The organism is Enterobacter hormaechei ATCC 49162, from assembly GCF_001875655.1.
Lineage (GTDB): Bacteria > Pseudomonadota > Gammaproteobacteria > Enterobacterales > Enterobacteriaceae > Enterobacter > Enterobacter hormaechei.
Map to the genome: position 1 here is coordinate 1,494,261 of NZ_MKEQ01000001.1, position 18,976 is coordinate 1,513,236.

At 53.4% G+C, this 18,976-nt stretch carries 15 protein-coding genes and 7 tRNA genes; 17 read left to right on the plus strand and 5 right to left on the minus strand.

What is annotated here, in order from left to right; genetic code table 11:
- The first annotated feature begins 86 nt into the window (after nucleotides 1–86).
- The 4 genes from ybfF (at nucleotide 87) to fur (ending at nucleotide 2,699) form a co-directional block, all read left to right on the plus strand.
- Nucleotides 87–860: an esterase gene (gene ybfF / locus BH712_RS07460; protein WP_006809603.1), complete on the plus strand. Its 774-nt coding sequence runs from the start codon at nucleotides 87–89 to the stop codon at nucleotides 858–860.
- Nucleotides 861–988: 128 nt separating this feature from the next.
- Nucleotides 989–1,276 (plus strand): LexA regulated protein, encoded by a 288-nt coding sequence (gene ybfE, locus BH712_RS07465; protein WP_003858652.1) that lies wholly within the window; start codon nucleotides 989–991, stop codon nucleotides 1,274–1,276.
- 155 nt (nucleotides 1,277–1,431) lie between these two features.
- Complete coding sequence (gene fldA, locus BH712_RS07470) at nucleotides 1,432–1,962, plus strand: flavodoxin FldA (RefSeq protein ID WP_003858653.1); 531 nt, start codon at nucleotides 1,432–1,434, stop codon at nucleotides 1,960–1,962.
- Nucleotides 1,963–2,252: 290 nt separating this feature from the next.
- Nucleotides 2,253–2,699 (plus strand): ferric iron uptake transcriptional regulator, encoded by a 447-nt coding sequence (fur, locus tag BH712_RS07475; protein ID WP_003858655.1) that lies wholly within the window; start codon nucleotides 2,253–2,255, stop codon nucleotides 2,697–2,699.
- Nucleotides 2,700–2,801: 102 nt separating this feature from the next.
- On the opposite strand, the gene chiQ is transcribed toward fur, so the two are convergent.
- The 4 genes from chiQ to nagE form a co-directional block, all read right to left on the minus strand.
- The gene (chiQ, locus tag BH712_RS07480; protein ID WP_032673754.1) at nucleotides 2,802–3,128 is read right to left on the minus strand and encodes a ChiQ/YbfN family lipoprotein; all 327 of its coding nucleotides are present in this window, start codon (nucleotides 3,126–3,128) and stop codon (nucleotides 2,802–2,804) included.
- Between the two features lie 47 nt (nucleotides 3,129–3,175).
- Nucleotides 3,176–4,591, minus strand: a complete 1,416-nt coding sequence (gene chiP / locus BH712_RS07485; protein WP_006809606.1) for a chitoporin ChiP — start codon at nucleotides 4,589–4,591, stop codon at nucleotides 3,176–3,178.
- Nucleotides 4,592–5,039: 448 nt separating this feature from the next.
- Nucleotides 5,040–6,707: a glutamine--tRNA ligase gene (glnS, locus tag BH712_RS07490; RefSeq protein ID WP_006809608.1), complete on the minus strand. Its 1,668-nt coding sequence runs from the start codon at nucleotides 6,705–6,707 to the stop codon at nucleotides 5,040–5,042.
- A gap of 169 nt (nucleotides 6,708–6,876) precedes the next feature.
- Complete coding sequence (gene nagE, locus BH712_RS07495; RefSeq protein ID WP_006809609.1) at nucleotides 6,877–8,826, minus strand: PTS N-acetyl glucosamine transporter subunit IIABC; 1,950 nt, start codon at nucleotides 8,824–8,826, stop codon at nucleotides 6,877–6,879.
- A gap of 325 nt (nucleotides 8,827–9,151) precedes the next feature.
- Here nagE and nagB point away from each other — a divergent pair, with 325 nt between their 5' ends.
- From nagB to BH712_RS07555, 12 genes are all read left to right on the plus strand, one after another.
- Complete coding sequence (nagB, locus tag BH712_RS07500; protein ID WP_003858663.1) at nucleotides 9,152–9,952, plus strand: glucosamine-6-phosphate deaminase; 801 nt, start codon at nucleotides 9,152–9,154, stop codon at nucleotides 9,950–9,952.
- Between the two features lie 55 nt (nucleotides 9,953–10,007).
- Nucleotides 10,008–11,156 (plus strand): N-acetylglucosamine-6-phosphate deacetylase, encoded by a 1,149-nt coding sequence (nagA, locus tag BH712_RS07505; protein ID WP_006809611.1) that lies wholly within the window; start codon nucleotides 10,008–10,010, stop codon nucleotides 11,154–11,156.
- An 8-nt stretch (nucleotides 11,157–11,164) separates the two neighbouring features.
- The gene (gene nagC, locus BH712_RS07510) at nucleotides 11,165–12,385 is read left to right on the plus strand and encodes a DNA-binding transcriptional regulator NagC (RefSeq protein ID WP_006809613.1); all 1,221 of its coding nucleotides are present in this window, start codon (nucleotides 11,165–11,167) and stop codon (nucleotides 12,383–12,385) included.
- A 45-nt stretch (nucleotides 12,386–12,430) separates the two neighbouring features.
- Nucleotides 12,431–13,183: a ribonucleotide monophosphatase NagD gene (nagD, locus tag BH712_RS07515; RefSeq protein WP_003858667.1), complete on the plus strand. Its 753-nt coding sequence runs from the start codon at nucleotides 12,431–12,433 to the stop codon at nucleotides 13,181–13,183.
- A 250-nt stretch (nucleotides 13,184–13,433) separates the two neighbouring features.
- Complete coding sequence (gene asnB / locus BH712_RS07520) at nucleotides 13,434–15,098, plus strand: asparagine synthase B (RefSeq protein WP_006809614.1); 1,665 nt, start codon at nucleotides 13,434–13,436, stop codon at nucleotides 15,096–15,098.
- Between the two features lie 225 nt (nucleotides 15,099–15,323).
- Nucleotides 15,324–15,400, plus strand: a tRNA-Met gene (locus BH712_RS07525).
- Between the two features lie 8 nt (nucleotides 15,401–15,408).
- Nucleotides 15,409–15,493, plus strand: a tRNA-Leu gene (locus BH712_RS07530).
- Nucleotides 15,494–15,516: 23 nt separating this feature from the next.
- A tRNA-Gln gene (locus tag BH712_RS07535) sits at nucleotides 15,517–15,591 on the plus strand.
- 32 nt (nucleotides 15,592–15,623) lie between these two features.
- A tRNA-Gln gene (locus BH712_RS07540) sits at nucleotides 15,624–15,698 on the plus strand.
- A 17-nt stretch (nucleotides 15,699–15,715) separates the two neighbouring features.
- Nucleotides 15,716–15,792, plus strand: a tRNA-Met gene (locus BH712_RS07545).
- 41 nt (nucleotides 15,793–15,833) lie between these two features.
- Nucleotides 15,834–15,908, plus strand: a tRNA-Gln gene (locus BH712_RS07550).
- Nucleotides 15,909–15,942: 34 nt separating this feature from the next.
- Nucleotides 15,943–16,017 (plus strand) — tRNA-Gln (locus tag BH712_RS07555).
- Nucleotides 16,018–16,113: 96 nt separating this feature from the next.
- Here the strand turns inward: BH712_RS07555 and ubiF are convergent.
- A complete protein-coding gene (gene ubiF / locus BH712_RS07560) occupies nucleotides 16,114–17,289 on the minus strand; it encodes a 3-demethoxyubiquinol 3-hydroxylase (RefSeq protein ID WP_006809615.1) in 1,176 nt (391 codons plus the stop codon).
- A gap of 135 nt (nucleotides 17,290–17,424) precedes the next feature.
- Between ubiF and miaB the strand changes: the two genes are divergently transcribed.
- On the plus strand, nucleotides 17,425–18,849 hold the full coding sequence (gene miaB / locus BH712_RS07565) for a tRNA (N6-isopentenyl adenosine(37)-C2)-methylthiotransferase MiaB (protein ID WP_006809616.1): 1,425 nt from the start codon (nucleotides 17,425–17,427) through the stop codon (nucleotides 18,847–18,849).
- Nucleotides 18,850–18,976: the final 127 nt, after the last annotated feature.

An 18,976-nucleotide genomic window follows, 5' to 3' on the forward strand; every position in this document is an offset into this window, starting at 1 on the left:
TCGGATTAAACTGGATCCTTGCCCCCGGGCGGCAGAATGGTCAACATGATACCCTAACCTGACAAACCTAAAAAAAGAACTTTGCCATGAAATTGAATACCCGAGCGCAAACTGCACAATCGCCGAACAATAATTCTCCCATCGTACTGGTTCACGGCCTGTTTGGTAGCCTGGATAACCTGGGCGTGCTGGCGCGCGATTTAGTGACCGATCACGCGATCCTCCAGGTTGATATGCGCAATCACGGACTTTCCGGGCGCTCGGAGGAGATGACCTACGCCGCCATGGCGCAGGATCTGCGTGACACCCTCGATGCGAACGATATCCAGAAAGCGACGTTCATCGGGCATTCAATGGGCGGCAAAGCGGTGATGGCGCTCACTGCGCTGGCCCCTGAGCGGATCTCCGGGCTGGTGGTCATTGACGTGGCACCCGTCAATTATGACGTTCGTCGTCACGATGAGATTTTCGCTGCAATCAACGCCGTGACGGCGTCAGGCGTCTCCACACGCCAGCAGGCGGCTACCGTTATGCGCGAGCATCTCGATGAAGAAGGCGTGGTGCAGTTCCTGCTGAAATCGTTTGTTGACGGACAATGGCGCTTTAACGTCCCGGTGCTCTGGGATCAGTATTCGCATATTGTGGGTTGGGAAACCGTGCCCGCCTGGCCACACCCTACCCTCTTTATTCGCGGCGGCAACTCCCCTTACGTTACTGACGCGTACCGAGACACGCTGCTGGCACAGTTCCCGCAGGCCCGTGCTCACGTCATTGCCGGTGCCGGGCACTGGGTACACGCGGAAAAACCGGATGCCGTCCTGCGCGCCATTCGCCGCTATCTTACTGATACTGCGAATTGATTAAAAAGCCAGCGACCGGAAGCCGACGGGCTTCCAGTCGTTGGCGTGTGGATTTGGGTAATGTATGATGGCGCGCTTATCGCCCGGGCATTAGCAGGGCGGCGTGTTTCCCCCGAAGTCTCAGAATCATGGCCAAAGAACAAACGGACCGTACGACACTAGATCTGTTCGCGAATGAGCGTCGACCGGGACGACCGAAAACGAATCCGCTTTCGCGCGATGAACAGCTGCGTATCAATAAACGCAACCAGCTTAAACGCGATAAAAATCGTGGACTTAAGCGTGTCGAACTGAAGCTGAATGCCGATGCCGTCGATGCGCTTAACGAGTTAGCTGACGCGCGCAACATCAGCCGCAGCGAACTGATCGAAGAGATGCTGATCGCCCAGCTTGAGACGTTACGCGGCAAGGCGTGAGTCAGAAAATCCCCAATATTATCTTTTTCATGTAGCACAGAGTGCAGTCCTGCGTGATAGCTGTTTCCGCAGGGTTGCCTGTTCTGCTATTATTGCCCTTATCCGTGGACAATTTGCGCCACCATACCATTAAGTTTCAAGAGGTTATTTTACTCATGGCAATCATCGGCATTTTCTTTGGCAGTGATACCGGCAATACTGAAAATATCGCAAAAAACATTCAAAAACAGCTCGGTAAAGACGTTGCTGATGTGCATGACATCGCCAAGAGCAGCAAAGAAGATCTCGAGGGCTATGACATCCTGCTGCTGGGCATCCCGACCTGGTACTACGGTGAAGCACAGTGTGACTGGGATGATTTCTTCCCAACGCTGGAAGAAGTAGACTTCAACGGCAAGCTGGTTGCCCTGTTCGGTTGTGGCGATCAGGAAGACTATGCAGAGTATTTCTGTGATGCGCTGGGCACCATTCGCGACATCATTGAGCCACGCGGTGCGGCGATCGTCGGTCACTGGCCAACTGCCGGTTACCACTTCGAAGCGTCCAAAGGTCTGGCCGATGACGATCACTTCGTTGGCCTGGCCATTGATGAAGACCGTCAGCCAGAGCTGACCGCTGAACGTGTAGAAAAATGGGTTAAGCAGGTTCGTGAAGAGCTGAACCTGGACGATATCCTTAACGCCTGATATCCCTGCGGCGCAACTCCGGTTGCGCCCGTTTCCAGGTAAAACCGATTAAATTAATTGCTACAAACTTTTAACTTTTTCGTCCAGACCTGTACAATATCCCCCTGGTAAAAAGTGGGTGCCATCGAACAAGTTTGTTGGTGATACCACGTTTTTATAAGCATACTTTGCTTGAGACTTGCAGTTTTCATTTAGCCATGGCAGTTCTATAATGAGACGCATTATCCCAAGTGCATTTTCTGTCACTTCTTCTTTTGAAGTGAATCGTTTAGCAACAGGACAGATTCCGCATGACTGACAACAATACCGCATTAAAGAAAGCTGGCCTGAAAGTAACGCTTCCTCGGTTAAAAATCCTTGAAGTGCTTCAGGGGCCAGACAATCACCATGTCAGTGCGGAAGACCTTTATAAGCGTCTTATCGATATGGGTGAAGAGATTGGGCTGGCAACCGTCTATCGTGTGCTGAACCAGTTTGATGACGCGGGCATTGTTACTCGTCATAATTTCGAAGGCGGTAAATCCGTGTTCGAACTGACTCAGCAGCACCACCACGATCACCTGATCTGCCTCGACTGTGGCAAGGTCATTGAATTCAGCGATGATTCCATTGAATCACGCCAGCGTGAAATCGCCGCCCGTCATGGCATCCGCCTGACCAACCACAGCCTGTACCTGTACGGTCACTGCGCTGAAGGCGATTGCCGTGAAAATGAACATGCGCACGACGCAAAATAAGCGAGTGTTCATACTCTGAGCCAGCCGAAAGGTTGGCTTTTTTTTGCCTTTTTTGGGCAATAAAAAGCCCGGTAGCGCAACGCCACCGGGCGTGAAAACAACTTATTTGTTGTTATTGCGTATCTCGTCCCAGATCTTATCGCAACGCTTCGCCACTTCCTGATCGTTACCGGTTTTACGCGCCTGAATACAGGCCTGGTAATCCATCACGCGAACGCTTTCCTGCGTCGCAAACTGCTCATGCGCTTTCTCTTTTTTCAGCACATTCAGCACGCTCTGACAGGCTTCAATCTTCTCTGGCGATCCTTGTGCTGTATTGATGCAGGCGCTATACGCCTCCTTCAGACGGGAGTCTTCTTTCTGCGCCTGATCCTGCGCACACGCCACCAGCCCCGATGCCAGCAGCGCAACGATTACCCATTTTTTCATCATGTGCAGTCTCCATGCTGGCGGGACTTCACCCGCCAGCGTGTTCATCAGAAGATTGTGAATGGCGCAATGACCATGAATTTCACGTCACGTTCATCCTGGAAGATGTTGTTATATCCCCCGCCGTAGCTTGGCAGATCGGAGTGGTTGTCATACTGAGTGAAATGCAGCTTGAACATGGTTCCCTTGGCACGGCCATCCTGGAGGACGTAGGCAGCATCCAGGCTATAGGCAGACTCTTTCAGGCGCTGGCTCTGATCGTAGATCGGCGCGCTGCTTGGTTTAGCATCCCAACCGTAAGCGTAGGACGCACCCACTGACCATCCTGCAAGGTTCCAGTTTTTGAGGTCGTACATCGCGCCGAAGAACACCGCCTTTTCACCATTGGCGTTGAAATCAGAACGGTTATCCCACCAGATATCCAGGCGACCGTTTGATGAAGCGTAAGTTGGCGTCATGCGTTGCAGGAAGAAGCCCTGATTACCGTCAGCCTTAACCCATGTACCCTCAAGGCGCAGATCCACCTGGCCGATCTTATAGCCAAACGTTAAGGCTTGCAGCCAGGCCGTGCCGTCATATAAGTCGTTGGCCAGCGCGACCTCATCATTAGTCCTTAAGTTATTTTGCGCATCGGCTTTGTCACGTGCGCCATAGAACTGATAGCTGGTAGAGAGTGGGCTGCCAGCGATATCGAATTTATACGATGCTTTAGCAAAGTACTGATCCATGTAGCCTTCAGCCTGACCAAACGCTGCTTCCAGGACAAGGTCATTTTTAAAGTCGTATTTCAAACCCAAAGAGTGGAGATAATCCACTTTGGTTTTACGATCGCCCTGGTAGAACTTGTCCATCTCAATGTGCCACGGTGCTTTGTACTCGTTGGTCCACATATACGAGAAGCTCAACGCGCCCGCATCGCCGTAGTCAAAGTTAGCCCCGGCTTCCGCGCCCTGGTAGGTACCCGGCATAAAGCTCCAGTGCGGCGCTAACAGCGTTTGACCGGTTGGCTGAATATAGCCCCCACGTGCCCACACCGGGCCGTATTTGAATTTCGCTGCTGCCTTGTACAGGCTGATACCGCTTTTATCACCGGACCAGTCTTCGTCATAGGCTTTATTGCTGGAGGAGAACGCAATTTCGTTCGGGTGGCCGCTGTCGCCATTTTCAGCCATTTCGATTGCCGTGAATGCCGCAATATCCAGACCAAACATATCGGCGGCATAGCCTGACTGGAAATCCAGGTTGGCGTTCCAGGTGGAGTGAGAAAGGTTAGTTTTGTATTTATCTTCCGCAACGTCTTTACGGTCACGCTCACGCTGCCAGTAATAAACACCGCCCGTGAGGGTAGAATCTTCAATGAAACCTGCTGCTTTTGCCTCTGGCGCAACCACCAGGCCCGACATTGCTGTGACACCGGCGATAGCCAGCGCCAGCGCACTACGTTTGCCACTGAACGTACGCATAGATTATTCCTCTTTGACGAATTAAAACGCCTTAAACGGCGAAAAACAGAAAAGACCAAAAGGTCAGGGGTAGTCAGAAATACCCTCGAATTAACTACCGTCTTTAGGTTATTTTTCGCGACGCGAATTATCAATGCTTTTCCGTGGGCAAAAGTCAGGATTATGACGAAGTGCACATAATTCGTAGTGCTTTGTAACATTTAGAGGAGAGCGAGGATTGGCGGGGAAATATCAGAAATTTCATCGGGTCGCGCAGGTATTTGCTGTTTATTTTTCATCCTCTTTATATTTCGTAAAAATACAAACTTTTTTTAGAAAAATAAGTAGCACCACATTGACCTGATATTTTAGCGGCTTATCTTTAAGCCCTGGCTTAATACCATGATCATTAAATAAAAAAAACGCCGCAATAAGCGGCGTTTGTTTCTCCTTGACCAGAGCAGCAATATTATTCGCCGATCTTAGTCCAGGTATCACGCAGGCCGACGGTACGGTTAAATACCGGTTTTTCTGCCGTGCTGTAACGGCTGTCCAGGCAGAAGTAGCCTTCACGTTCGAACTGGAACGCTTTGCCCGCTTCAGCGGCTTTCAGAGACGGCTCGGCATAACCCTGCTTGATAATCAGCGACTCAGGGTTGATAACCGCCAGGAAGTCTTCCGCAGCACCTGGGTTAGGCACGCTGAACAGACGATCGTAAAGACGGATCTCAACCGGCAGCGCATGCTGTGCGCTCACCCAGTGGATTACACCTTTCACTTTACGACCATCAGCCGGATCTTTGCTCAGCGTCTCTGCGTCGTACGTACAGAAGATGGTCGTGATGTTACCTTCCGCATCTTTCTCTACGCGCTCGGCTTTGATCACATAGGCGTTACGCAGACGCACTTCTTTACCCAGCACCAGACGCTTGTACTGCTTGTTGGCTTCTTCGCGGAAGTCAGCACGGTCGATCCAGATTTCACCGCTGAACGGCACGTCACGGCTTCCCATTTCCGGTTTGTTCGGATGGTTAGGCATGGAGACCAGTTCGCTTTCGCCCTGCGGGTAGTTTTCGATAACCAGCTTAACCGGATCGATCACGGCCATCGCGCGCGGCGCGTTTTCGTTGAGGTCTTCACGAATGCAGGATTCCAGAGACGCCATTTCGATGGTGTTGTCCTGCTTGGTGACGCCAATACGTTTGCAGAATTCACGAATGGACGCAGAAGTATAACCACGACGACGCAGGCCAGAGATGGTCGGCATACGCGGGTCGTCCCAGCCTTCGACGTGCTTGTCGGTCACCAGCAGGTTCAGCTTACGCTTGGACATGACGGTGTATTCCAGGTTCAGACGAGAGAACTCGTACTGACGCGGATGCACAGGAATGGTGATGTTATCCAGCACCCAGTCGTACAGACGACGGTTGTCCTGGAATTCCAGCGTACACAGCGAGTGCGTAATGCCTTCCAGCGCATCGCTGATGCAGTGGGTGAAGTCGTACATCGGGTAGATGCACCACTTGTTACCGGTCTGGTGGTGTTCCGCGAACTTAATGCGGTACAGCACCGGATCGCGCATCACGATGAACGGAGACGCCATATCGATTTTGGCGCGCAGACACGCTTTGCCTTCTTCGAAGCCACCGGCACGCATTTTTTCAAACAGCGCCAGGTTCTCTTCCACGCTGCGGTCGCGGAACGGGCTGTTTTTGCCAGGCTGAGTCAGCGTACCGCGGTATTCACGGATTTCGTCAGCAGACAGTTCGTCGACGTACGCCAGACCTTTGTTGATCAGTTCAACCGCATAGGCATACAGCTGATCGAAATAGTCAGAGGAGTAGCAGATATCGCCAGACCAGTTAAAGCCCAGCCATTGCACGTCGTTTTTAATCGACTCAACGTATTCGATGTCTTCTTTTACTGGGTTGGTGTCATCGAAACGCAGGTTGCACTGCCCCTGGTAGTCTTGCGCAATACCAAAGTTCAGGCAGATCGATTTGGCGTGACCAATGTGCAGGTAGCCATTTGGCTCCGGCGGGAAACGCGTGTGGACTGTGGTGTGCTTACCACTGGCCAGATCTTCATCGATGATCTGACGAATAAAGTTACTCGGGCGGGCTTCTGCCTCACTCATCGTGGATTCCTCAAAGCGTAAACAACGTATAACGGCATATGATCTTATAAGCCGGACGTAGTGACAACCCTTAAAACGTCCCGGAAGAAAATAATGGGGGCAAATGCTGCAAAAAAAAGCGGCGGAGGATATCCCCCGCCGCTAAAGGCATAACTCTACTCAGGAGCGATTACTTGCCTTTAATCTCATACAGTGGCGTCTGGCCTGCAACCACCTGACCCTGCGCCTGGATCACCAGACCGCTGAAGTCGTCGATGTTGCTGCACACGACCGGGCTAATCATGGAGCGCGCATTGGCATTGAGGTAATCCAGATCCATCTCCAGAATCGGCTGACCTGCCACCACTTCGGCACCCTCTTCCACCAGGCGAGTAAAGCCCTGACCGTTCAGCGCAACGGTATCGATACCCATATGGACAACGATCTCCGCGCCTTTTTCGGTTTCGAGGCAGAACGCGTGGTTGGTGTTGAAGATTTTCACGATAGTACCGGCCGCAGGAGATACAACGGTTTTGTCCGTTGGTTTCACCGCCACGCCGTCACCGACCGCTTTGCTGGCGAACGCTTCGTCAGGCACCTGCTCAAGCGCAACCAGATCACCTGTCACCGGAGAGACCAGCGCAGCGATGGTCACCGCATTTGGCACCGCCTGCGGTTTTGCAACCGGCGCGTCAGCTACTGGCGCGCTGTCCGTTGAGGCGGCAGCGACCGGCCCACGGGCAACCACTTTTTTCATTTCATCGCCGATCGATTCGGCTTTCGCACCCACGATAACCTGGATGGTTTGCTTGTTTAGTTTCACCACACCTGACGCGCCCAGGCGTTTGCACATTGCATCACTCACGCGTGCAGAGTCACCTACGGTCAGACGCAGACGGGTAATACAGGCATCGATCGCTTTCAGGTTGTCAGTACCGCCTACAGCGGCAATGTAGCTGGTTGCCAGCTGGGTTAAACCTTCTTCGGTATTGCTGTTTGCTTCACTGGTCACCACATCGTCTTTCGTATCTTCGCGGCCCGGCGTTTTCAGGTTAAACATACGAATAACCGCGCTGAACAGAACGAAGTAGATAACGAAGAACACCAGACCCATCACCACCAGCATCCAGACGTTGCTGCTTGCCGCTGGCAGGTTGTACATCAACACATAGTCGATAGCGCCTGCGGAGAAGGAGAAGCCAGCATGGATACCCAGAAGGGTGGCGACGAACAGGCTGATACCGGTCAGGATCGCGTGCATCAGATACAGCAGCGGAGCCAGGAACATGAACAGGAATTCCAGTGGCTCGGTCACGCCGGTCAGGAAAGCGGTGATCGCAACGGACAGCAGCATCCCGCCAACCATTGGGCGACGCGCTTTCGGCGCAGCCAGGTACATTGCCAGCGCAGCGCCAGGCAGACCAAACATCATGATTGGGAAGAAGCCAGACATGAACATGCCCGCGGTGCCGTCGCCTGCGTAGAAGCGGTTGATATCACCGTGGAACACCGCGCCAGCCGCGTTGGTGAACTCACCAATCTGGAACCACGCGATGGTGTTCAGTACCTGATGCAGACCGGTTGGGATCAGCAGACGGTTAATGAAACCGAAGATGCCCGCACCCATTGCACCCGCAGACACGATCCACTCGCCGCCCGCATGGATAGCATGCTGCACCGGTGGCCACACGTAGCCAAAGATGGCTGCGAGGATCAGACAGAAAAAGCCCGTCGCAATCGGTACAAAACGTTTACCGCCGAAGAAGCTCAGGAAGTCAGGCAGTTTGATACCCGCCCAACGGTTGTACACGGCACCACCGACCAGACCGGTAATGATACCTGCCAGCACACCCATGTTGATTTCAGGGTTGATGGTTACCATCGCTTTCGTGAGGATGAAGTAACCGACAGCCCCTGCCAGTGCCGCGGCACCAGCGCTGTCTTTAGACCAGCTTGACGCCACACCGATGGCGAAAATCAGCGCCAGGTTGTCAAAAATTGCGCCGCCTGCCTGGGCAATAAACGGCACGTTAAGAAGATCGGGTTGCCCGAATCGCAGCAGCAATGCTGCAACCGGTAGCACGGCGATAGGGAGCTGCAAAGCCCTACCGAGGCGCTGGAAAAAACCTAAAATATTCATCCTATTCCCCCTACGAGACCCATTGTTAAGACTCGCGCATAAACTATGTTTTTATTGTGTCACGAACGATAGATACAGTTGATGATTCACTGGCAGTGTGAGTGTGTGAAAAATTAATTCGTATCGCAAATTAAACACCTATTTTTTGTGATTATTGTCACCAAATATCGTATTAAACCCTCCCTTTCGCTGGCTAACGACGAAAACTTATTTTATCATTCAAAAAATCAAGACGGATTGATCCGGCCTGAAAGGTTCCAGGTTACGCTTAGTTCAGGTTGCACTAATCATCCGCCCACTTTTACTTAAACTTTAGAGGTGAATAATGAGACTGATTCCCTTGGCAACAGCTGAACAAGTCGGAAAATGGGCTGCGCGTCATATCGTTAACCGCATCAACGCGTTCAAACCAACAGCCGATCGTCCTTTCGTTCTCGGTCTTCCAACCGGCGGTACACCCCTGACCGCGTATAAAGCTCTGGTTGAAATGCACAAAGCGGGCCAGGTTAGCTTCAAACACGTTGTAACCTTCAACATGGACGAATATGTCGGCCTGCCAAAGGAACATCCGGAAAGTTACCACAGTTTTATGCACCGCAACTTCTTCGATCACGTTGATATTCCGGCGGAAAACATTAATCTGCTGAATGGAAACGCGCCTGATATTGACGCAGAATGCCGTCAGTATGAAGAAAAAATCCGTTCCTACGGTAAAATCCACCTGTTTATGGGCGGCGTAGGCAACGACGGTCACATCGCGTTCAACGAACCGGCATCGTCACTGGCTTCCCGCACCCGTATTAAAACGCTGACCCATGACACGCGTGTGGCTAACTCCCGCTTCTTTGACGGCGACGTCAATCAGGTACCTAAATACGCCCTGACCGTGGGCGTGGGCACGCTGCTGGATGCCGAAGAGGTGATGATTCTGGTGCTGGGCGCGGTGAAAGCGCAAGCGCTTCAGGCTGCCGTTGAAGGTAACGTGAACCATATGTGGACGATCAGCTGCTTACAGTTGCATCCAAAAGCGGTTGTCGTGTGTGACGAACCGTCCACCATGGAGCTGAAAGTGAAAACGCTGAAATACTTCAACGAGCTGGAAGCTGAGAACATTAAAGGTCTGTAATTGAATAACCGCCTCTTTTATCCGGGGCGGTCGCTTTTTTTAACCGGGGGTCGATATGTACGCTTTAACCCACGGTCGGATTTATACCGGCCATGAAATTCTGGATGACCATGCGATCGTTATCGCCAATGGCCTGATTGAACGTGTTTGCCCGCTGGCGGAACTGCCGCCGGAGATCGAACAGCGTTCCCTCAATGGAGCAGTAATCTCCCCCGGTTTCATCGACGTACAGCTCAACGGCTGCGGCGGTGTCCAGTTTAACGATACCGCAGAGGCGGTAACGGTTGAAACGCTGGAAATCATGCAAAGAGCCAACGAGAAATCGGGCTGCACCAGCTATCTGCCAACACTGATTACCAGCAGCGATGACCTGATGAAACAGGGTATCCGCGTGATGCGCGACTACCTGGCAAAACACCCGAATCAGGCGCTGGGTTTGCACCTGGAAGGACCATGGCTGAACATGGTCAAGAAAGGCACCCATAACCCGAATTACGTGCGTAAACCCGATGCCGAGCTGGTGGATTACCTGTGCGCCAATGCCGATGTGATCACCAAAGTGACGCTGGCACCGGAAATGACCGGCACGGACGTGATCAGCAAGCTGGCTGCCGCCGGGATTGTGGTGTCTGCGGGTCATTCGAACGCGACGCTGAAAGAGGCGAAAGCTGGCTTCCGCGCGGGCATCACGTTTGCCACGCACCTCTATAACGCAATGCCGTATATTACCGGCCGCGAACCGGGGCTGGTCGGCGCAATTCTGGATGAACCGGACGTCTACTGCGGCATTATCGCTGACGGCCTGCATGTCGATTACACCAATATCCGCAACGCCAAGCGCCTTAAGGGCGACAAGCTCTGCCTGGTCACGGATGCCACCGCTCCGGCAGGGGCGAATATTGACCAGTTCATTTTTGCTGGTAAAACAATATACTACCGGAATGGACTGTGTGTGGATGAGAACGGCACGCTGAGCGGTTCTTCGCTGACAATGATCGAAGGGGTTCGTAACCTCGTTGAGCATTGCGGCATTGCGCTTGAGGAAGTGTTGCGCATGGCCACGCTTTATCCGGCGCGCGCCATTGGCGTCGATAAACAGCTTGGCGGTATTGCGCCAGGTATGGTTGCAAACCTGACGGCGTTCACACACGATTATAAAATTATTAAGACCATCGTTAATGGTAACGAGGTCGTCACTGAGTAAGTAAAAGTATGACACCAGGCGGACAAGCTCAAATCGGTAATGTCGATCTCGTTAAACAACTTAACAGCGCGGCAGTTTATCGCCTGATTGACCAGCACGGGCCAATCTCACGCATTCAGATAGCCGAACAAAGCCAGCTTGCTCCCGCCAGCGTGACAAAAATTACACGTCAGCTTATTGAGCGCGGCCTGATCAAAGAAGTCGATCAGCAGGCCTCCACCGGGGGCCGCCGCGCGATTTCCATTGTCACGGAAACCCGCAATTTTCAGGCGATTGGCGTCCGCTTAGGCCGTCATGACACCACGCTTACGCTCTACGATCTGAGCAGTAAGGCCATTGCCGAAGAGCACTACCCCCTTCCTGAGCGCACGCAGGAGACGCTTGAACACGCGTTACTGAATACCATTGCGCATTTTATCGAAAGCTGTCAGCGCAAGATCCGTGAACTCATCGCCATCTCGGTGATTTTGCCCGGCCTGGTTGACCCGGAAAGCGGCGTTATTCGCTACATGCCGCATATTAAGGTAGAGAACTGGGGGCTGGTTGAGGCGCTGGAAAAGCGCTTTAAGCTGACCTGCTTTGTTGGTCACGATATCCGCTCGCTGGCGCTGGCGGAGCACTACTTTGGTGCGAGCCAGGATTGCGAAGACTCTATTCTGGTGCGCGTTCACCGTGGTACAGGTGCGGGCATCATCTCAAATGGCCGCATTTTTATTGGCCGTAACGGCAACGTCGGCGAGATTGGTCATATTCAGGTTGAACCGCTTGGCGAGCGCTGCCACTGCGGTAACTTTGGCTGTCTTGAAACCGTTGCCGCCAATGCCGCCATTGAACATCGCGTTCGCCACCTGCTGGAACAGGGTTACCAGAGCCGCGTCACGCTGGACGATTGTAAGATCGGCGCCATCTGCAAAGCCGCTAATAAAGGTGATGCGCTGGCCTGCGAAGTGATCGAACAGGTAGGACGCCACCTGGGTAAAACCATCGCCATTGCCATCAACCTGTTCAATCCGCAAAAAGTGGTGATTGCCGGTGAGATTGTGGAAGCCGAAAAAGTGTTACTGCCCGCGATTGAAGGCTGCATCAATACCCAGGCGCTGAAAGCCTTTCGCCAGAACTTGCCGGTGGTGCGCTCTACGCTCGATCACCGCTCGGCGATTGGCGCATTCGCCCTGGTAAAACGTGCCATGCTCAACGGGATCCTGCTGCAACATTTGCTGGAATCCTGATCGGACCTTATAGTAACGCCTTCTTTTTTTGATGTCGGATTGTCCATGACCATTAAGAATGTAATTTGTGATATCGACGGCGTGCTGATGCACGACAACGTTGCCGTGCCGGGTGCTGCGGAGTTTCTTCACCGCATCATCGACAAAGGAATGCCACTGGTTCTTCTCACGAACTACCCTTCACAGACTGGTCAGGATCTGGCAAACCGCTTTGCAACCGCAGGCGTCAACGTCCCGGACAGCGTGTTTTATACCTCTGCAATGGCGACCGCGGATTTCCTGAAGCGTCAGGAAGGCAAAAAAGCCTATGTGGTTGGTGAAGGTGCGCTGATCCACGAGCTATATAAAGCGGGCTTCACTATTACCGACGTGAACCCGGACTTTGTCATCGTGGGCGAAACGCGCTCCTTTAACTGGGAGATGATGCATAAAGCAGCTTACTTTGTCGCCAACGGTGCACGTTTTATCGCCACCAACCCGGATACGCACGGTCGTGGTTTTTATCCTGCCTGCGGTGCGCTGTGTGCCGGTATCGAAAAAATCTCTGGCCGTAAGCCGTTTGTTGTCGGCAAACCGAGCCCGTGGATCATCCGCGCCGCGCTGAATACGATGCAGGCACACTCAGAAGAAACCGTCATTGTGGGCGATAACCTGCGCACCGATATTCTGGCTGGCTTCCAGGCGGGGCTTGAAACCATTCTGGTGCTGTCTGGCGTCTCGCAGCTTGATGACATTGATACGATGCCGTTCCGCCCAAGCTGGATATATCCCTCCGTCGACGAAATCGACGTAATTTAATTCAGAACCACGCCTCAGGGCGTGGTTTTTCATTTCCGCCGCCTGAAATCCTTACGTCATCTAACGAAACCCACCTTTCATTGAATAAACATCAATAAAATCGCTTTAGTCATACTCATTTTTTAAGATTCAGCAATTGCCATTGCACTTTTTACGTTTTCACCCGTAAAACGCTTGCGCCCCCTCCCCCTTTTGCGGCATTTTCATAAGCAAGCAACATCACAACGCAACAGGGTTAACGGAGAAGGTTATGTGTTCTATTTTTGGCGTACTGGATATTAAAACTGACGCGGGCGAACTGCGTAAAAAAGCACTCGAATTGTCCCGCCTGATGCGCCATCGCGGTCCGGACTGGTCAGGCGTTTACGCCAGCGATAAAGCGATTCTGGCTCATGAACGTCTCTCCATTGTTGATGTCAACGCTGGCGCACAGCCGCTGTATAACGAGAAAAAAACGCACGCGCTGGCTGTTAACGGTGAAATTTACAACCATCAGGCGCTGCGCGCCGAGTACGGCGATCGCTACGCGTTTCAGACTGGCTCAGACTGCGAAGTGATCCTGGCGCTGTATCAGGAGAAAGGTCCGGAGTTCCTCGACGATCTGCAAGGTATGTTTGCCTTCGCGCTGTACGACAGCGAAAAAGATGCTTATCTGATTGGCCGCGACCATATTGGTATTATCCCGCTGTACATGGGGCACGATGAACACGGCAACTTCTACGTTGCCTCAGAGATGAAAGCGCTGGTCCCGGTGTGCCGCACCATCAAAGAGTTCCCGGCAGGCAGCTATCTTTGGAGTAAAGACGGTGAAATCCGCCCGTACTACCAGCGCGACTGGTTTGATTATGACGCGGTGAAAGACAACGTGACGGACAAAGCCGAACTGCGTCAGGCACTGGAAGAGTCTGTGAAAAGCCACCTGATGTCAGACGTCCCCTACGGCGTACTGCTCTCCGGCGGGCTGGACTCCTCCGTGATCTCCGCGATCACCAAGAAATTCGCAGCCCGTCGCGTGGAAGATCAGGAGCGCTCTGAAGCCTGGTGGCCACAGCTGCACTCCTTTGCCGTGGGTCTGGAAGGGGCACCTGACCTGAAAGCCGCCCAGGAAGTGGCGAACCATCTCGGTACGGTGCACCATGAAATTCACTTCACCGTGCAGGAAGGTCTGGATGCGATCCGCGATGTGATCTATCACATTGAAACTTATGATGTGACCACCATTCGCGCCTCCACGCCGATGTATTTGATGTCGCGGAAGATCAAAGCGATGGGCATCAAGATGGTCCTCTCCGGCGAGGGTTCTGACGAAGTGTTTGGCGGTTATCTCTATTTCCACAAAGCGCCGAACGCCAAAGAACTGCATGAAGAAACGGTGCGTAAGCTACAGGCGCTGCACATGTTTGACTGCGCGCGCGCCAACAAAGCGATGTCTGCCTGGGGTGTGGAAGCCCGCGTACCGTTCCTCGATAAAAAATTCCTGGATGTGGCGATGCGTATCAACCCGCAGGACAAAATGTGCGGCAACGGCAAAATGGAGAAACATATCCTGCGCGAATGTTTTGAATCCTACCTGCCAGCGAGCGTGGCGTGGCGTCAGAAAGAGCAGTTCTCCGATGGCGTGGGTTACAGCTGGATCGACACCCTGAAAGAGGTGGCGGCGAAACAGGTTTCTGATCAACAACTGGAAACGGCGAGCTTCCGTTTCCCGTACAACACGCCAGCGTCGAAAGAAGCGTATTTGTACCGTGAGATCTTTGAGGAGTTGTTCCCGGTTCCAAGTGCAGCCGAGTGCGTACCGGGTGGCCCATCGGTCGCCTGCTCTTCTGCGAAAGCCATTGAATGGGATGAATCTTTCAAAGCCATGAACGATCCGTCAGGACGCGCAGTGGGCGTTCACCAGTCTGCCTATAAATAATGTTCAGATAATCATCAGGCCCTCCGGGGCCTGATTTTTTTGCCTCTCATTTCCCCGCATAAAATCGATTAATAACCAATAATTGTCGAATATTCGGCCTCGCTGTTCGCAACCTAACCAAACAGTCACATTCCGGCCATTTTCATTGAAAAAGGTGTTGACGCTGCAAGGGTCTATACGCATAATGCGCCCCGCAACGCCGATAAGGTAACGCGAAAAAAAGATGGCTACGTAGCTCAGTTGGTTAGAGCACATCACTCATAATGATGGGGTCACAGGTTCGAATCCCGTCGTAGCCACCATCTTTTTTGCGGGAGTGGCGAAATTGGTAGACGCACCAGATTTAGGTTCTGGCGCCGCAAGGTGTGCGAGTTCAAGTCTCGCCTCCCGCACCATTCCCAGGTAAGCGTTGCACGGATGGGGTATCGCCAAGCGGTAAGGCACCGGTTTTTGATACCGGCATTCCCTGGTTCGAATCCAGGTACCCCAGCCATATTTCTTCGATCATGCGGTTCTCCGCGGTATTGGGGTATCGCCAAGCGGTAAGGCACCGGTTTTTGATACCGGCATTCCCTGGTTCGAATCCAGGTACCCCAGCCATCGAAGATTGCAGTACTGGCTACGTAGCTCAGTTGGTTAGAGCACATCACTCATAATGATGGGGTCACAGGTTCGAATCCCGTCGTAGCCACCATATTTACGTTATCGAATACGATTCGGTAAACTGAACATTGTTGGGGTATCGCCAAGCGGTAAGGCACCGGATTCTGATTCCGGCATTCCGAGGTTCGAATCCTCGTACCCCAGCCACTTTAAAGTCGTTAAGCTGTTTGTTTAACGCAATTGGGGTGTCGCCAAGCGGTAAGGCTCTGGTTTCTGATACCAGCATTCCGGGGTTCGAATCCCTGCACCCCAGCCACTTAAAACAAAAAAGCCCGCTCTGCGGGCTTTTTTGTTTTTGTTGTTTGTGTTGTGTGGCCTGATGCCCTCTCCCCACGGGGAGAGGGAAAAAGAATTAGAGTCCCAGGGCGTATTTCAGGGCCTGACGTTTCAGACCACCGGCACGTTCTGCCGCCATCAATCCAATGTTACGCAGTATGCGTACCGGGGCCAGGTCATTACTGAATCCGGCATAGAACAGATCCATCCCCGATTGCATGATGAAGTTATCCGCCATACGGCGCGTCTGGTAGCGCTTCAGCACCTGATGGCTGGCCCAGGCCTCCGCATGACCGCGCGCATTGCTTAAAACGTCCAGTAACGCATCGACGTCACGGTATCCCAGATTCACCCCCTGCCCCGCCAGCGGATGAATGGTGTGCGCCGCGTCACCCACCAGCGCCAGCCCTTCACGGGCATACTGCAACGCATGACGGCGCATCAGCGGGAATGCGCCAGCGGCAACCGGCGTTACGTTCCCCAGACGGCTCGGGAAGTGCTGCCGGATTTCGCGCTGCAACTGATCCATCGACAGCCCCTGCAACTGCCGAATGCGCGCCGGTTTGTCATACCAGACCAGCGAAGCCCAGCGATCAAACAGCGGTAAGAATGCATGCGGGCCGTTCGGCGTAAAATGCTGCCAGGTGCTTTCGCCCGGCGCATTGTCGCACTGGACGGTGATCAGCATGCAGGACTGCTGGTACTGCCAGGCATGGATCCCAATGCCTGCCATCTGCCTGACCTGCGAGTTTGCGCCATCCGCCCCCACCACCAGCTTCACGGCCAGTTCATCGTCGTTGTCCAGCGTCAGGAGATACCCGCCCTCATGACGATGCAGGGCTTTCAGCGAGTCCGGAACGCGCAGCGTCACCTTCGGGTGCGCCTCCAGCGTCTGCCAGAGCGCCAGCTGGAGCACGTTGTTTTCCACCATATAGCCCAGGCGCGGCAGTTTCAGCTCGGCGGCGTCAAACGAGACGTGAGCATTTTCCCACTCCCAGGTTTCAAGACGGCTGTAAGGGTGCGCGCGCATCGCCAGCACCGCCTCCCAGACGCCCAGCCCGCGAAGCAGATCAACAGACGCCGCGCTGATGGCGGAAATACGCACGTCCGGTTGGCTGGCAGGATCGAATGCCGGTGGAGCCGCCTGTTCAATAACGGTTACGTCAAATCCCTGCTGCGCCAGCCCCAGCGCCAGTGCGCCGCCGACCATACCGCCGCCAACAACGGCAACTTCGGTGTTCAGGAGTGTCATGGTCACTATTCCTTATTGGAGAATACCTTAAGTTTACCGGATTTTTGCGGCCCTGAGGTTGACAACCTTCATACTGGTCACAACCGCACCAAAGCATTACAATACGCGGCTTGCAATCCTGAGCTGAGCAAGTCGATGACTAAAAAACTCCATATAAAAACCTGGGGCTGTCAGATGAACGAATACGATTCATCCAAGATGGCCGATCTGCTGGATACCACCCACGGATACCAGCTGACTGAAAATGCGAAAGAAGCCGATGTGCTGCTGCTGAACACCTGTTCAATTCGTGAAAAAGCACAGGAAAAAGTCTTTCATGTGTTAGGCCGCTGGAAGCTTCTCAAACGGAAAAATCCGGACCTGATCATTGGCGTGGGTGGCTGCGTGGCATCGCAGGAAGGTAAGCTGATCCGCCAGAGAGCCCCCTATGTGGATATCGTTTTTGGCCCTCAGACCCTGCACCGCCTGCCAGAGATGATTAACAAGGTTCGCGGCAGCCGTAGCCCGGTGGTTGACGTGAGCTTCCCGGAGATTGAGAAATTTGACCGTCTGCCAGAGCCGCGCGCGGATGGCCCGACGGCCTTCGTCTCCATCATGGAAGGCTGCAACAAATACTGTACTTACTGCGTGGTGCCTTACACCCGCGGTGAAGAAGTGAGCCGCCCGGCAGACGATATTCTGTTTGAAATCGCACAGCTTGCCGCGCAGGGCGTTCGTGAAGTCAACCTGCTGGGCCAGAACGTGAACGCCTGGCGCGGGGAAAACTACGACGGCACCACCGGCAGCTTCGCCGAGCTACTGCGTCTGGTGGCAGCGATTGACGGCATCGACCGCATTCGCTTTACCACCAGCCATCCGATGGAATTTACCGACGACATTATTGACGTCTATCGCGATACGCCGGAGCTGGTGAGCTTCCTGCACCTGCCGATCCAGTGCGGATCTGACCGCGTGCTGAACCTGATGGGCCGTCCACATACGGTGCTGGAGTATAAGTCCACCATCCGCAAGCTGCGTGAAGCGCGCCCGGATATCCAGATTAGCTCCGACTTTATCGTCGGCTTCCCTGGCGAAACCGCTGATGACTTCGAGCGCACCATGAAGCTCATTGGCGAGGTGAATTTCGACGTCAGCTACAGCTTCATCTTCTCTGCTCGCCCGGGCACCCCTGCGGCCGATATGGTTGACGATGTGCCGGAAGAAGAGAAAAAACAGCGTCTGTATATTTTGCAGGAGCGCATCAACCAACAGGCCAACGCGTGGAGTCGTCGTATGCTCGGCACCGTCCAGCGTATTCTGGTGGAAGGCACCTCCCGTAAGAGCATCATGGAACTGTCTGGCCGAACCGAAAATAACCGCGTGGTGAACTTTGAAGGCACCCCGGACATGATCGGTAAATTTGTGGATGTCGAGATTGTAGAAGTGCTCACCAACTCGCTGCGCGGGAAAGTGGTACGCACTGAAGACGAAATGGGTCTGCGTATTGCCGAGACGCCTGAATCCGTCATCTCTCGCACCCGCAAAGTCAACGATTCGGGCGTAGGTATTTACCAGCCTTAATCCTTCTGGCCTGCCTGTCCGGCAGGCCTTGTATTTCCTCTCATCACCCCCAATATCTACCGCAACGCTTGCGCCTTTATTCTATGGCGTGAATAATTTCGGTAATGACCGTTTTATTACGCCGTGT